Origin of the sequence: Klebsiella sp. C349492 (assembly GCF_042055345.1) — a bacterium.
GTDB lineage: Bacteria > Pseudomonadota > Gammaproteobacteria > Enterobacterales > Enterobacteriaceae > Klebsiella > Klebsiella scottii.
The window spans coordinates 186,782-201,458 of record NZ_JANQCE010000004.1 but is presented as its reverse complement, the minus strand read 5'-3'; the positions used below and the strand labels follow the sequence as shown (position 1 = coordinate 201,458).

Sequence of the window (14,677 nt, the reverse complement as noted above, 5' to 3'; positions counted from 1 at the left end):
TATGATGCTTACAGAAACAGCGCTTTATCGCGCAGAATATGATCGTTTCCGCGCCGGCGGGTGAAGCCAATACGGTCGAAATACTCGAGGATTTGGATCGCCAGCTTTCTGCCGACGTTCAGCTTATCGCGAAAATCAGCGGCACAGGTCGATCCCCTTTCGAGATCCAGCTCGCGGATCAGCCCGGCGAATTCGACAATCCGATCGTTGCGGTAATAGCGATCCTTCACGATCGCGGTAATCATTCCCTGCTGTGCCGCCTGGCGCAGCACCGCGCGCATTAAGGGCTCTTCGACGCGGCTCTCTTTTGCCAGGTCGCGCACCCACCAGGGCTCATCGGCAAACAGGTCAACCACCCGTAGCCAGATGGCCTGCTGCTCATCGGTAAACCCCGCTTTGTGTTCCGGCAGAAGCAGCCAGCCGTGGTGGCTGTGGAGAACCCCGCTTTCGCGCATTTGCTCAATCAGCAGCAGCACCAGCGCTTCGTCTTCCATCGGCAGCGCGATGCGCCGCAGGCGTTCGCGTCCCGTACCCGGCTCATCGCGATGCTGATCGTGATAGCGCGTCAGCGCGTCGACTAATTTCGTCTGCCAGCGCGCCGCCAGCGGGGCGCTTAGCAGGCTGTTGCCCGCCTGCAGATTGCCGGGTTGGCCCATCAGCGCGGCCAGGCCGGTTTCGCTAAGCTGCCGGGCCCAGGCAAAATCATCGAGACGCACCGCATCACGCTGGAGATGAACCTCCAGCGCCCGGGCGTCGTCGGCGGCGGTCGCCAGCGTATGCAGCCACTGCAGGTATTCCGGCTTACGCTTGCCGCGGCGCGGCGGATTCAGCGTCACCACTCTGGCGCCTGCCAGCGTGGTGCGGGCGGAGATATCGCGCAGCACCAGGCGATCGTTATCCGCCAGCCACAAAGGGTTATCAAGCACCAGCTCGGCCAGCGCCCCCTCCAGCAGCGACACGCGTCCGGTAATATGGCGGGCAGCATGATGGATATGTAATGACTGCCACTGGGTTAGCGGCGAGTGGCACTGCAGCTCGACTATCACCCGCCCGGCCGGTTCGGGAGGCTGAACCGACAGCAGCCAGTCGCCGCGGTTTAGCGCCTCTTTTTGCGCATCGCCGACGATATTCAGCGCGATTCGCTGACCCGCCCGCGCCTGCCCGACCGGCTGATTTTGCGCGTGCAGGCCGCGCACGCGCACGGGCTTACCAACGCCGGTAAGCCACAGCGTATCGCCGACCTTAACTTCACCGCTGAGCGCCGTACCGGTGACAACCAGCCCCGCGCCCTTAACGGTAAAGGCGCGATCGATCGCCAGGCGAAAGCGCTGATGCTGCGGATGCCCGCGCTCGGAGAGCTGCAGCAGGTGCTCGCGCAGCTCGCTTATCCCACGACCGACCGGTGCGGCGGTGGCGAATAGCGCCGCGTGCGCAAACCCAAACTCTGCCAGCACCGCTTCTACGTCGGCGCGCACCTCGTCAACGCGCTGCGCCTCGACGCGATCGGCCTTCGTTAGCGCAACCGTCAACGACGGTTTTCCGGTCAGCTGCAGGATCGCCAGATGCTCGCGGGTTTGCGCCATCACGCCATCATCACAGGCCACCACCAGCAGCGCGTGGTCAATACCGCCCACCCCCGCCAGCATATTGGACAAAAACTTTTCATGGCCCGGCACGTCGATAAAGCCCAGCACCCGGCCGTCAGGCTGCGGCCAGTAGGCATAGCCCAGATCGATTGTCATCCCGCGGGATTTCTCTTCCGGCAGGCGATCGGCGTTGACGCCGGTAATCGCCTGCAGCAGCGTGGTTTTGCCGTGGTCAACGTGTCCGGCGGTGGCAATAATCATGGTAATAACATCTCCATAAACCTCGATTCATCTTCGAGGCAGCGCAAATCCAGCCACAGGCGGCCATCGCTAACCCGCCCAATCACCGGCACCGCCAGCGCCCGCCAGCGGGCGGCCAGCGCCTCCAGCCGGCTGCCCCGGCCGTCGCGCGGGGTGAAGGTCAGCGCGGCGCCGGGCAAACGGTCCACCGGCAGCGAGCCGCTGCCGATTTGCGACAGGCAGGGCTCTATCCGCACCTCAAAGTCAGCGTAGTGCGCGGCAAGCTGCGGCTGCAGGCGCGCCGCCTGGGTATGGATCTCCTCGGCGGTGCGGGTCAGCAGGCGCAGGGTTGGCAGGCGCCCGGCGAGGGTTTCCGGATGCAGGTAGAGGCGCAGGGTGGCCTCCAGCGCGGCAAGGGTTATTTTATCGGCGCGCAGCGCGCGCTTGAGCGGGTGCTGCTGCAGGCGGGCAATCATCGCCTTTTTACCGACGATAATCCCCGCCTGCGGGCCGCCCAGCAGCTTATCGCCGGAGAAGCTCACCAGGCTGACGCCGGCGGCGATCGCCTCCTGCGGCATCGGCTCCTTCGGCAGGCCGTATTCGCTCAGGTCCACCAGCGAACCGCTGCCCAGATCGACCACCACCGGAATATCCAGCTCGCGGCCCATCGCCGCCAGCTCCGCCTCATCAACGGTTTTAGTAAAACCGGCAATGCTGTAATTGCTGGTATGCACCTTCATCAGCAGGCCGGTATTCTCACCCACGGCCTGGCGATAATCTTTAGCGTGGGTGCGGTTGGTGGTACCCACCTCATGTAAAATGCAGCCCGCCTGACGCATCACGTCAGGGATACGAAACGCGCCGCCAATCTCCACCAGCTCGCCGCGCGAGAGAACGACCTCTTTGCCGCTAGCCGTTGCCGCCAGCATCAGCAGCACCGCCGCGGCGTTGTTATTGACGATACAGGCGTCTTCCGCGCCGGTCAGGCGGCACAGCAGATCCGCCAGCGCGCGGTCGCGGTGGCCGCGTCCGCCGTCGTCGAGGCTATATTCAAGGGTAACCGGCGCCCGCATCGCCTGCGCAACCGCCTCCACCGCGGCCTCGGCCTGAATCGCGCGGCCTAAATTGGTGTGCAGGACCGTTCCCGTCAGGTTGAAAACCGGGCGCAGCGCGCTTTCCGTTGTTTGCGCCAGCCGCCGTTCGGCCTCCCGCGCCCAGTCGCCGCACCAGTCGGGCAGCGCCAGGCTCAGGCGAATGTGCTCTCGCGCCTGCTCCAGCATCTGGCGCAGCAGGGCGACAACCTGGACATGGCCATATCGGGCCAGCACGGACGAAAAAGCGGGATCGCGGAGCAGACGGTCGGTGGCCGGAAGCTGGGTGTAAAGCGCACGAGTATCGATAGTCATGAATGAGCCTGGCGATAGGTTATTTTCCCCCTCCCGACGGGAGAGGGAGTCAACAATTGAGCAGCAATTGTAACGCCTGCGCGCAGAAACTGTTACCTGCCTGGGTCAAGTCCTTGGCGGTTCCGTGCGGGCAAAACTGGCGCGCTGAAAGAGTGCCTCAACCAGCGCAATCAGCCGAGGCCGCGTTGCGCACCAGCCCGGCGCCACGCGGCGGAAGTTAAGATAGGCAATGGCGCAGGCGGCAGATATGGACGCCAGATTGATCTCATCGCCGCGCAGGCTGCCGTCGGCCGCGTAGGCCTCCAGCGCATCGAGGCCGCGAGCCACCTTCTCTCGCTGGCGCAGCAGTTCCGTTTCCGACTGCTGGGCCGGCGGACGCGCCTTTTCACGCACCAGCGCCTGGGCCGCTTCCATCACGCCGTCAGCCAGCGCCTCCAGCTGGCGTATTTTCAGCGCCGCCTTCGGGTCGGTCGGGAGCATATCTGGCATCACGCCGAGCAGCTCCAGATATTGCGCAATAATCGGCGAGTCGAACCAGCACTCGCCGTCGTCGGTGACCAGCGCCGGGACCTTGCCTAACGGATTATATTTTGCGACGCCGCTGGCTTCGCTGTAGGGGAATTCATTGACGAACTCGAAGGGGATATCTTTTTCCAGCAGTATGACGGAGATTTTGCGCACAAAGGGACTGGTGTAGCTGCCGATCAGTTTCATAGCCTGCTCCTTTCGCCAACAAAAATCTAAGTATGGTTCAGGAGCAGGCAAAAGGCAGGAAGACTTAGCGTCGGCCTGCCGGTACCCGCCTTAATGATCCAGATAGAGATAGTGCATCCAGCTGGTCATACGCAGCAGGACTTTTCGCATCACCGAAACGTGGGTGAAATGGTCAGAATAGACCGCAACCTGAGCAAAAATACCGTCCGGGAGCGCCTCCACGTCGGCATTCGGATCCAGCTCAATGGTTGCCAGAACGCCATCGGAGCCCGGCGTCATGGTCAGCGACTGCAGCGCGCCCTGCGCCTGATAGCTCCCGCCGGGCACCACCGGTAAAATAGCGGTCAGCCTGCCGTGAAAGACCTGCCCGGGCAGGGCGCTAAAGACCACCTCCGCGTCATCGCCGTTTTTCAGCCGCAGCAGCGAGTTTTGCCGGAACTGCGCCACGATCAGCCGCTTCTGTTCGGGGATAAACACCATCACCGGGCGCAGCGGTAGCGAAGCCGCGTAGGTTCCGGGACGAATCAATACCTGCGTGATGTAGCCATCGCTCGGCGCGCGAACGACGGTCTGATCGAGGTTATATTTTGCCTCGGCCAGCTGCGCACGCAGGCTGACGACCTGCGACTGCTCTCCGCCGACCATACTGTCCAGCTGGCTTTGTATCTGCGCCTGTTCCGCCACCGAGGCTTTCACCATCGCATCCTGGGCGAGGTAGTTTTGTCGGGCGTTATCAATATCGCTTTCAGAAAACGGATTAACCCGCGCCTGGCTGCCTTTCAGGTAGCGCTGATAGTCTTTATAGAGCCGGTCACGTTCTGCGGAAACGCGGACGGTATTGGCCTGCGCTTCCGAGAGCTGCGCCTTCAGGGTATTAATGCTGTGCAGCGCGGTCACCAGATCGGCCTGCAGCCTGTCCACCCTTGCCTGATAGCGCACGGGGTCGATGGTAAAGAGCACCTCGCCTTTACTCACCCGCTGATTCGCTTTATCCGTCACGCTGCTGACCACGCCAGTAACCTGAGGCGTAATGGGAATAGAGATAACCGCCTTCTGCGCGGTAAAAGTATAGGGATGGTTGTAGTTCATTAATAAGATTAGCGCACTAACAATAAATATACCGCCTAGCGCGGCGGTGGGTACCGTCCATTTATTTACCGGGATTTTAAATATTTTAAATATCGACCAGGCAAGAGCCACGTAAGTTAAAATAATCAGCAGATCCATGGTTATTTCTCCGGGGATCGGGCGGAAGCGTGGCGCTGAGCCACTCTTTTCTCAAGGTCGGCAATGCGCTGCCGGAGCTGCGCCAGATCCTGCTCTTCTGTCGCGTCTGCCAGGCCCCCGTCCGGCCGATGCTGCATGCCCCAGCCGCGCTCAGGCTGATAGAGCGTGGCCCAGATCCAGAGGAATGGCCAAATAACATGTAGAGTAAACAGACTGACCCATCCAGCGACGTGAATGGCATCTGCATGTGGGTGGTTACGCTTCTTCGCGATCAGGTAAGGAATATCATGCAGGATGATGATTCCATAAAAGATAACCAGAAAAACGAAGATCAGAACGCCCAGCGCAAAATAATTGAGAAACATATTTTCCTCGAATTTACGCTAATAATTTATATCAGGATGTAGACAGTCAAATAGAATCCCGACTGATGATTTGAGCATAATTCACGCATCTCATTTTTACCATCTGGCGAGAAAAAACGATCGTCAGCGCGACGCGCGTCGCCGTTACATCCCGGCGTATGAAACGGCGGGGAATCTGTCTGAGATCACAGGCGCTAAAAACAAGTCACGATATTTTGTGATTAACATCACATATAAATAATTATTCACAGATTCAAAATTGAGATATGCATCACATTAAAGCGCATTTTCGGCACCAAATTATCCCTCAGCCGCTTTTTTGCACAGCCATTATGTGACACATATCACTATATACACCTCACGATCGCCTATATTCACGTGATGCAGATCACATAAAGACCCGGTCACTGGACAGTTCTACGATTCAGTGCCAGATTTCGCTTTATCAATCAGGGTCCGGCTTCCTCTGCCGCCACATTAACAACAAGCCTCAGGCTTTTAGCCTACGCGATAAGCAAAACAGAAAAAGGGGTGTTTTATGTCATCCGATATCAAGATCAAGGTGCAAAGCTTTGGTCGTTTCCTTAGCAATATGGTGATGCCAAACATCGGCGCGTTTATCGCGTGGGGTATCATCACCGCACTATTCATTCCGACAGGATGGCTGCCAAGCGAGACGCTGGCGAAGCTGGTCGGCCCGATGATTACCTACCTGCTGCCGCTGCTGATCGGTTACACCGGTGGTAAGCTGATTGGCGGCGAGCGCGGCGGCGTGGTCGGCGCGATTACGACTATGGGCGTGATCGTCGGCGCGGATATGCCGATGTTCCTCGGCGCGATGATTGCCGGTCCGCTGGGCGGCTGGGCGATTAAACATTTTGACAGCTGGGTAGACGGTAAGATTAAGTCCGGCTTCGAGATGCTGGTGAATAACTTCTCCGCCGGCATCATCGGGATGATCCTGGCGATTCTGGCGTTTCTCGGCATTGGCCCTGCGGTTGAAGTCCTGTCCAAAATTCTGGCGGCGGGCGTTAACTTCATGGTTGTGCATGACATGCTGCCGCTGGCGTCTATCTTCGTAGAACCGGCGAAAATCCTGTTCCTGAATAACGCCATCAACCACGGCATCTTCTCGCCGCTGGGTATTCAGCAGTCCCACGAACTGGGCAAATCAATCTTCTTCCTGATTGAAGCGAACCCGGGTCCGGGGATGGGCGTGCTGCTGGCGTACATGTTCTTTGGTCGCGGCAATGCTAAGCAGTCTGCAGGCGGCGCGGCAATCATCCACTTCCTCGGCGGTATTCACGAAATCTACTTCCCGTACGTGCTGATGAACCCGCGTCTGATCCTGGCCGTTATCCTCGGCGGTATGACCGGCGTATTCACCCTGACAATCCTCAACGGTGGCCTGGTGTCCCCGGCTTCTCCGGGCTCCATCCTGGCGGTACTGGCAATGACTCCGAAAGGCGCCTATTTTGCTAACATCGCTGCGATTATCGCCGCTATGGCCGTCTCCTTCGTGGTCTCCGCCATTCTGCTGAAAACCAGCAAAGTGAAAGAAGAAGAGGATATCGATGCGGCAACCCGCCGTATGCAGGATATGAAGTCAGCCTCCAAAGGCGCGGCGACTCCGCTGGCCGCAGGCGATGTCGCTAACGACCTGAGCCACGTGCGCAAAATCATCGTTGCCTGTGACGCCGGTATGGGTTCCAGCGCAATGGGCGCAGGCGTGCTGCGTAAGAAAGTACAGGATGCGGGACTGAGCAATATCTCCGTCACCAACTGTGCGATTAACAACCTGCCGCCGGACGTCGACCTGGTGATTACCCACCGCGACCTGACCGAACGCGCCATGCGCCAGGTACCGCAGGCTCAGCATATTTCGCTGACCAACTTCCTCGATAGCGGCCTGTACACCAGCCTGACCGAACGTCTGGTCGCGGCGCAGCGTCATACCGACAATGAAGAGAAAGTTCGCGGTAGCCTGAAGGACAGCTTTGACGCTGCCGATACTCACCTGTTCAGGCTCGGGGCGGAAAATATCTTCCTCGGTCGTCACGCGGCGACCAAAGAAGAAGCCATTCTCTTTGCCGGCGAGCAGCTGGTCAAAGGCGGCTACGTTGAACCGGAATACGTGCAGGCGATGCTGGATCGCGAAAAGCTGACCTCAACCTATCTGGGTGAGTCCATCGCGGTACCGCACGGCACTATCGAAGCGAAAGATCGCGTCCTGAAAACCGGCGTGGTGTTCTGTCAGTACCCGCAGGGCGTTCGTTTTGGCGAAGAGGAAGATGACATTGCCCGTCTGGTCATCGGCATCGCCGCCCGCAACAACGAGCACATTCAGGTCATCACCAGCCTGACCAATGCGCTGGACGATGAGAAAGTGATTGAGCGCCTGACGCACACCACCAGCGTGGAAGAAGTGCTGGCGCTGCTGAACAAAGCGTAGCCTGCTGCCCGGATAAGGCGCCTGCGCCGACGTCCGGGCCGTTCTCCGCCGACGCCGCAACGCGCCCCGGAGCGACGAGAAAGACACCAGCCTCTCTCCACATGCTGGAGAGAGGGTTAGGGTAAGGGACAAGCCTCACCCCAGCCCTCTCAGGTAAAAACATTAATTGAAGGTTAATACTATGAAAGCATTACATTTTGGCGCAGGTAATATCGGGCGTGGCTTTATCGGTAAACTGCTGGCCGACGCGGGAATCACCTTAACGTTTGCCGATGTGAATCAGGTCGTTCTGGATGCCCTGAACGCCCGTCATAGCTATCAGGTTCATGTTGTCGGCGAAAATGAGCAGGTGGATACCGTATCCGGCGTCAATGCCGTGAGCAGCATCGGCGATGAGGTCGTTGAGCTGATTGCCAGCGTTGACCTCATCACCACCGCCGTCGGCCCGGTCGTGCTGGAGCGCATCGCCCCGGCCATTGCCAAAGGCCTGGTAAAGCGTAAGGCGCAAGGGCTTGAAGCCCCGCTGAACATCATTGCCTGCGAGAACATGGTGCGCGGAACCACGCAGCTGAAGGGCCACGTGTTTAACGCGCTGGCCGAAGAAGACAAGGCCTGGGTAGAAGCCCACGTCGGCTTCGTCGATTCCGCCGTCGACCGTATTGTGCCGCCGTCCGCGTCCGCAACCCACGACCCGCTGGAAGTCACCGTGGAGACCTTCAGCGAATGGATTGTCGATAAAACCCAGTTTAAGGGCGTCCTGCCCGCTATCCCAGGCATGGAATTAACCGACAACCTGATGGCATTTGTCGAACGTAAGCTATTCACCTTAAACACCGGACATGCTATAACCGCCTACCTCGGAAAACTGGCGGGCCACCAGACCATTCGCGACGCGATCCTCGATGAGAAAATTCGCGCCGTAGTCAAAGGGGCCATGGAAGAGAGCGGCGCGGTACTGATCAAACGCTACGGCTTTGATGCCCGGAAGCACGCCGCCTATATCCAGAAGATTCTTGGTCGTTTCGAGAACCCGTATTTGAAAGATGACGTTGAGCGCGTTGGCCGCCAGCCGTTGCGTAAACTCAGCGCGGGCGATCGGCTGGTTAAGCCGCTGCTCGGCACGCTGGAATACGCCCTGCCGCACCAGAACCTGGTGCAAGGGATCGCCGCAGCAATGCATTTCCGCTGCGCTGAAGACCCGCAGGCGCAGGAGCTGGCCGCGCTGATCGCTGAGAAAGGGCCGCAGGCCGCGCTGGCACAGATTTCCGGTCTGGATGCCGCAAGCGACGTGGTGCTGGAGACCGTTAACGACTATAACGCCATCAAATGAGGCACGAACAGGCGCGGCACGAACCGCGCCCACTACTACTCCTGTCAGATATGCAGGCAATAATGGAAGAAACACAGGCATTTGAAAACCGTGTGCTTGAGCGTCTGAATGCTGGCAAAACCGTACGAAGCTTCCTGATCGCCGCCGTCGAGCTACTCACTGAGGCGGTTAATATCCTGGTGCTTCAGGTATTCCGCAAAGATGATTACGCGGTGAAATACGCAGTGGAACCGTTGCTGGACGGCGACGGGCCGCTGGGCGACCTTTCCGTACGCCTGAAGCTGATTTACGGCCTTGGGGTGATTAGTCGCGCCGAATACGAAGACGCCGAGCTGCTTATGGCCCTGCGCGAAGAGCTCAACCACGACGGCAACGAGTACGGCTTTACTGACGATGAGATCCTCGGGCCTTTTGGCGAACTGCACTGCGTCAGCGCGCTGCCGCCTCTGCCGCTGTTTGATGATAGCGATGCGGAACTGCTGGCAATGCAGAAGCTGCGCTACCAGCAGGTTGTACGCTCAACGATGATGCTGTCTCTGACCGAGCTGATTTCCCGAATCAGCTTAAAAAAAGCTTTTCAGAAACTAACGCTCTGACTCCCGCTCATGCTCATCGCATGCTGGCCGATACAGCTGCCTGTAATACTCCAGACGACTGAGAAACAGCTCCTCTTTATTCTGCGGAATCTCGCTCGGCACGTGCTGCAAACGCGGGGATTTCTTCAAATACTCCATAAAAGCCTGGCTTGAAGCCATAAAATCAACCGTCTTATCGATAATAAGCGGTACGCCGTCGCCAATTTTCGCCATTATGACCTCCTCTTCTTAAGGATACTCTTATTAAGAATTAGCTAAAAAAGGGGGCGCGGTTAAGGAAAACGTGCTTAAGTTTCGTCAAGCTTCACAGAATCGAAATTCAGCGTTATTTTAGTAAAAATAATTTTAGTATTCAATTGATTAGAATTTACACTGAATGATGCTTCGCCGGGCAAAGCCGCGAGATTTCGATAAATAACTACCCACAACAGAACTCACAGCCCATACTATATGGCGTTGAACCCCCTTTATTAATAGATTAAATCACCATGAAAGAAGTCGAAAAGAATGAAATCAAGCGCTTGAGCGACCGTCTCGACGCCATCCGCCATCAGCAGGCCGATATGTCGCTGGTTGAAGCCGCGGACAAATACGCCGAGCTGGAAAAAGAAAAAGAGACCATTGAAGCGGAAATCGTGCGCCTGCGCGACGTTCAGGGTCAGAAGCTGAGCAAAGAAGCGCAAAAGCTTATGAGCCTGCCGCACCGCCGCGCGATCACTAAAAAAGAGCAGGCCGATATGGGCAAGCTGAAAAAAAGCGTGCGTGGCCTGGTTATCGTTCACCCGATGACCGCTCTGGGGCGTGAAATGAAGCTCACAGAAATGACCGGTTTCTCTAAAATCGCATTCTGATCCCCCTTCCCTCTCCGCCCGGAGAGGGGATTCTCCATTCTCAAAACGCTTCCCCCTTAATTCCGCCCCAATTGGCCCAACCAATTATTTCTTAAACCGTCCAATAGTTCACATATCCATCATTTTTAGTCACAACTATATTGCTCACTAATAACATTTGGTTAACCATTCGTTGTCGTTAACCCTACAACTACCTTTTGGCTGGGCCAGTTTTACAAATGGTGTGACCTGCAAAGAGCGCAGACTCAGCACAGCATCGTGGTGGCCCGATGGAGACCTGCATGAATCTCTGGCAACAAAATTACGATCCGGCCGGTAATATCTGGCTCTCAAGCTTTATCGCATCGCTACCGATTCTGTTTTTCTTTTTTGCCCTGATTAAGCTCAAGCTCAAGGGGTACATTGCCGCCACCTGGACCGTCGCGATCGCGCTGTCGGTGGCGCTGCTGTTCTATAAAATGCCGGTCGATCGCGCGCTGACTTCGGTGGTCTACGGCTTCTTCTACGGCCTGTGGCCCATCGCCTGGATTATTATTGCCGCCGTATTCGTCTACAAAATCTCGGTGAAAACCGGGCAGTTCGAGATTATCCGCTCGTCCATTCTCTCCATTACCCCCGACCAGCGCCTGCAGATGCTGATCGTCGGCTTCTCCTTCGGCGCCTTCCTCGAAGGGGCGGCGGGCTTTGGTGCTCCGGTGGCGATTACCGCCGCGCTGCTGGTTGGCCTCGGCTTTAACCCCCTGTACGCTGCGGGCCTGTGCCTGATAGTAAACACCGCGCCGGTTGCCTTCGGGGCGATGGGGATCCCCATTCTGGTCGCCGGCCAGGTCACCGGTATCGACAGCTTTGCCATCGGCCAGATGGTCGGACGCCAGCTGCCGTTCCTGACGATCATCGTGCTGTTCTGGATTATGGCGATTATGGACGGCTGGCGCGGCGTCAAAGAGACCTGGCCTGCGGTCATGGTCGCCGGCGGCTCCTTTGCGATTGCACAATACCTCAGCTCAAACTTCCTTGGCCCGGAGCTGCCGGACATTATCTCCTCGCTGGTGTCGCTGGTCTGTCTGACCCTGTTCCTCAAGCGCTGGCAGCCGGTGCGCATCTTCCGCTTTGGCGATATGGGCGCCGCGCAGGTCGATCAAACCCTGGCGCGCACGCATTACACCGCCGGACAGGTCATTCGCGCCTGGTCGCCGTTCCTGTTCCTGACCGCCACCGTCACGCTGTGGAGCATCCCGCCGTTTAAGGCCCTGTTTGCTCCGGGCGGCGCGATGTACGACTTCGTGATTAATATCTCCGTGCCGTTCCTCGATAAGATGGTCGCCCGCATGCCGCCGGTGGTCAGCGCCGCGACGCCTTACGCCGCGGTGTATAAATTCGACTGGCTGTCGGCCACCGGTACGGCGATTCTGTTCGCGGCTATACTTTCCGTGGTCTGGCTGCGCATGAAGCCGAAAGACGCGCTGATCACCTTTGGCAGCACGCTCAAGGAGCTGGCGCTGCCGATTTACTCAATCGGCATGGTTCTGGCGTTCGCGTTTATCTCGAACTACTCCGGACTGTCGTCAACGCTGGCTCTCGCTCTGGCGCATACCGGCCATGCGTTTACCTTCTTCTCGCCGTTCCTCGGCTGGCTGGGGGTGTTCCTGACCGGTTCAGATACCTCGTCGAACGCGCTGTTCGCCGCGCTACAGGCCACGGCGGCGCAGCAAATTGGCGTTTCCGATATCCTGCTGGTTGCCGCCAACACTACCGGCGGAGTTACCGGGAAGATGATCTCCCCGCAGTCCATCGCCATCGCCTGTGCGGCGGTAGGCCTGGTGGGCAGGGAGTCCGATCTGTTCCGCTTTACCGTAAAACATAGCCTGATCTTTACCTGTATGGTCGGCGTCATCACCACGCTGCAGGCCTACGTCTTAACCTGGATGATCCCGTGATAGTTATGCCTAAGCGCCTCGCAGACGACGTCGCCCGTCGCGTGCGGGAGCTGATTGAAGAACAAAACCTGGAGGCGGGCATGCGACTGCCCGCCGAACGGCAGCTGGCCGCTCTGCTTGGCGTGTCGCGTAACTCGCTGCGCGAGGCGCTGGCGATGCTGGTGAACGAAGGTCTCCTGCTGAGCCGACGCGGCGGCGGAACCTTTGTCCGCTGGCAGCACGAGGCGTGGTCGGAACAGAATATCGTTCAGCCGCTGAAAACGCTGCTCGCCGACGACCCCGACTACAGCTTTGATATTCTGGAAGCCCGCCACGCCATCGAGGCCAGTACCGCCTGGCATGCCGCGATGCGGGCTACCGATGCCGAAAAAGAGAAAATCCGCCTGTGCTTTGAAGCCACCCAGAGCGAAGATCCGGATCTGGCCTCCCAGGCCGACGTCCGCTTCCACCTGGCGATTGCCGAAGCGTCGCACAACGTCGTGCTGCTGCAAACCATGCGCGGTTTTTTCGACCTCCTGCAATCGTCGGTCAAGGAGAGCCGCCAGCGGATGTACCTTGTTCCGCCGGTTTTCGCCCGCCTGACCGAACAGCACCAGGCCGTTATGGACGCCATTTTTGCCGCTGACGCCGAGGGCGCGCGTCAGGCGATGATGGCCCATTTAGGCTTTGTGCACGCCACGATTAAACATTTTGATGAAGACCAGGCCCGCCAGGCGCGCATTACCCGCCTGCCCGGTGACCACAATGAGAATTCCAGGGAGAACTCGTGATGATTATTTCAGCCGCCAGCGACTACCGCGCCGCCGCCCAGCGTATCCTGCCGCCGTTCCTGTTCCACTATATCGACGGCGGTGCCTACGCCGAGCACACGCTGCGCCGCAACGTTGAAGACCTCTCCGACGTGGCGCTGCGCCAGCGGGTGCTGAAAAATATGTCGGACCTGAGTCTGGAAACCACGCTGTTCAAAGAAAAGCTCTCCATGCCGGTGGCGCTGGCTCCGGTCGGGCTGTGCGGAATGTATGCCCGTCGCGGCGAAGTGCAGGCGGCGGGAGCGGCGGATGATAAAGGCATTCCGTTTACCCTCTCCACGGTTTCCGTATGCCCGATTGAAGAAGTGGCCCCGACCATCAAGCGCCCGATGTGGTTCCAGCTGTACGTCCTGCGCGACCGCGGCTTTATGCGCAATGCGCTGGAGCGCGCCAAGGCGGCGGGCTGTTCAACTCTGGTGTTTACCGTTGATATGCCGACGCCGGGCGCCCGTTATCGCGACGCCCATTCCGGCATGAGCGGCCCGAATGCGGCGCTGCGCCGCTACTGGCAGGCGATGACCCACCCGCAGTGGGCATGGGACGTTGGCTTAAACGGCCGCCCGCATGACCTCGGCAATATTTCCGCCTATCTCGGCAAGCCAACCGGTCTTGAAGACTATATCGGCTGGCTGGCCAATAACTTCGATCCGTCTATTTCCTGGAAAGACCTTGAGTGGATCCGCGAATTCTGGGACGGCCCGATGGTGATCAAGGGGATCCTCGATCCGCAGGATGCACGGGATGCGGTGCGCTTCGGCGCCGACGGGATCGTGGTTTCCAACCACGGCGGCCGCCAGCTCGACGGCGTCCTCTCCTCCGCCCGCGCGCTGCCCGCTATCGCCGATGCGGTGAAGGGCGATATCGCTATTCTTGCCGATAGCGGAATTCGCAACGGCCTCGACGTGGTGCGGATGATTGCGCTGGGCGCCGACAGCGTGCTGCTCGGCCGCGCCTATCTGTACGCCCTGGCGACGCACGGTAAGCAAGGGGTAGCGAATTTGCTGAACCTGATTGAGAAAGAGATGAAGGTGGCGATGACCCTGACCGGAACCAAAACCATCGGCGAAATCAGCCGCGACTCGCTGGTGCAAAACGCCGAAGCGCTGCAGACCTTCAGCGCGCTGAAGCAGGGTAACGCCGCGTAATCCGCTCCCCCGGCTCTCT

At 58.6% G+C, this 14,677-nt stretch carries 13 protein-coding genes; 7 read left to right on the top strand and 6 right to left on the bottom strand.

The window, feature by feature from the left end; translation table 11 throughout:
• Positions 1-8: 8 nt before the first annotated feature.
• The 5 genes from selB to NWP14_RS16295 form a co-directional block, all read right to left on the bottom strand.
• Entirely contained in the window at positions 9-1,847 is a 1,839-nt protein-coding gene (gene selB, locus NWP14_RS16315; RefSeq protein ID WP_375215666.1) for a selenocysteine-specific translation elongation factor, read from the bottom strand.
• Positions 1,844-3,232, bottom strand: coding sequence for an L-seryl-tRNA(Sec) selenium transferase (selA, locus tag NWP14_RS16310; protein WP_375215665.1), 1,389 nt, complete (start codon positions 3,230-3,232; stop codon positions 1,844-1,846). The genes selB and selA overlap by 4 nt, the downstream gene beginning before the upstream one ends.
• 105 nt (positions 3,233-3,337) lie before the next feature.
• The gene (locus tag NWP14_RS16305; RefSeq protein WP_095102708.1) at positions 3,338-3,946 is read right to left on the bottom strand and encodes a glutathione S-transferase; all 609 of its coding nucleotides are present in this window, start codon (positions 3,944-3,946) and stop codon (positions 3,338-3,340) included.
• A gap of 90 nt (positions 3,947-4,036) precedes the next feature.
• The gene (locus NWP14_RS16300; RefSeq protein ID WP_375215664.1) at positions 4,037-5,173 is read right to left on the bottom strand and encodes an HlyD family secretion protein; all 1,137 of its coding nucleotides are present in this window, start codon (positions 5,171-5,173) and stop codon (positions 4,037-4,039) included.
• A 2-nt stretch (positions 5,174-5,175) separates the two neighbouring features.
• On the bottom strand, positions 5,176-5,538 hold the full coding sequence (locus NWP14_RS16295) for a DUF3302 domain-containing protein (RefSeq protein ID WP_095102703.1): 363 nt from the start codon (positions 5,536-5,538) through the stop codon (positions 5,176-5,178).
• A 538-nt stretch (positions 5,539-6,076) separates the two neighbouring features.
• On the opposite strand from NWP14_RS16295, the gene NWP14_RS16290 reads away from it, so the two are divergent.
• The 3 genes from NWP14_RS16290 (at position 6,077) to mtlR (ending at position 9,916) form a co-directional block, all read left to right on the top strand.
• Positions 6,077-7,990: a PTS mannitol transporter subunit IICBA gene (locus NWP14_RS16290; protein WP_095102701.1), complete on the top strand. Its 1,914-nt coding sequence runs from the start codon at positions 6,077-6,079 to the stop codon at positions 7,988-7,990.
• 181 nt (positions 7,991-8,171) lie between these two features.
• On the top strand, positions 8,172-9,320 hold the full coding sequence (mtlD, locus tag NWP14_RS16285; RefSeq protein WP_375215663.1) for a mannitol-1-phosphate 5-dehydrogenase: 1,149 nt from the start codon (positions 8,172-8,174) through the stop codon (positions 9,318-9,320).
• The gene (gene mtlR, locus NWP14_RS16280) at positions 9,317-9,916 is read left to right on the top strand and encodes a mannitol operon repressor MtlR (protein ID WP_095102697.1); all 600 of its coding nucleotides are present in this window, start codon (positions 9,317-9,319) and stop codon (positions 9,914-9,916) included. The genes mtlD and mtlR overlap by 4 nt, the downstream gene beginning before the upstream one ends.
• Here the strand turns inward: mtlR and NWP14_RS16275 are convergent.
• Positions 9,905-10,129, bottom strand: a complete 225-nt coding sequence (locus NWP14_RS16275) for a hypothetical protein (protein ID WP_331835067.1) — start codon at positions 10,127-10,129, stop codon at positions 9,905-9,907. The two genes, mtlR and NWP14_RS16275, sit on opposite strands and share 12 nt — an antisense overlap.
• A 275-nt stretch (positions 10,130-10,404) precedes the next feature.
• On the opposite strand from NWP14_RS16275, the gene NWP14_RS16270 reads away from it, so the two are divergent.
• The 4 genes from NWP14_RS16270 to lldD all read left to right on the top strand — a co-directional run bounded on the left by NWP14_RS16270 (position 10,405) and on the right by lldD (position 14,658).
• Entirely contained in the window at positions 10,405-10,767 is a 363-nt protein-coding gene (locus NWP14_RS16270; protein ID WP_095102693.1) for a YibL family ribosome-associated protein, read from the top strand.
• A gap of 281 nt (positions 10,768-11,048) precedes the next feature.
• Positions 11,049-12,704, top strand: coding sequence for an L-lactate permease (gene lldP / locus NWP14_RS16265; protein ID WP_095102690.1), 1,656 nt, complete (start codon positions 11,049-11,051; stop codon positions 12,702-12,704).
• Positions 12,701-13,474: a transcriptional regulator LldR gene (lldR, locus tag NWP14_RS16260; protein WP_095102688.1), complete on the top strand. Its 774-nt coding sequence runs from the start codon at positions 12,701-12,703 to the stop codon at positions 13,472-13,474. The genes lldP and lldR overlap by 4 nt, the downstream gene beginning before the upstream one ends.
• A complete protein-coding gene (lldD, locus tag NWP14_RS16255) occupies positions 13,474-14,658 on the top strand; it encodes an FMN-dependent L-lactate dehydrogenase LldD (protein WP_095102686.1) in 1,185 nt (394 codons plus the stop codon). Before lldR ends, lldD begins: the two co-directional genes overlap by 1 nt.
• The last annotated feature ends 19 nt before the right edge of the window (positions 14,659-14,677 follow it).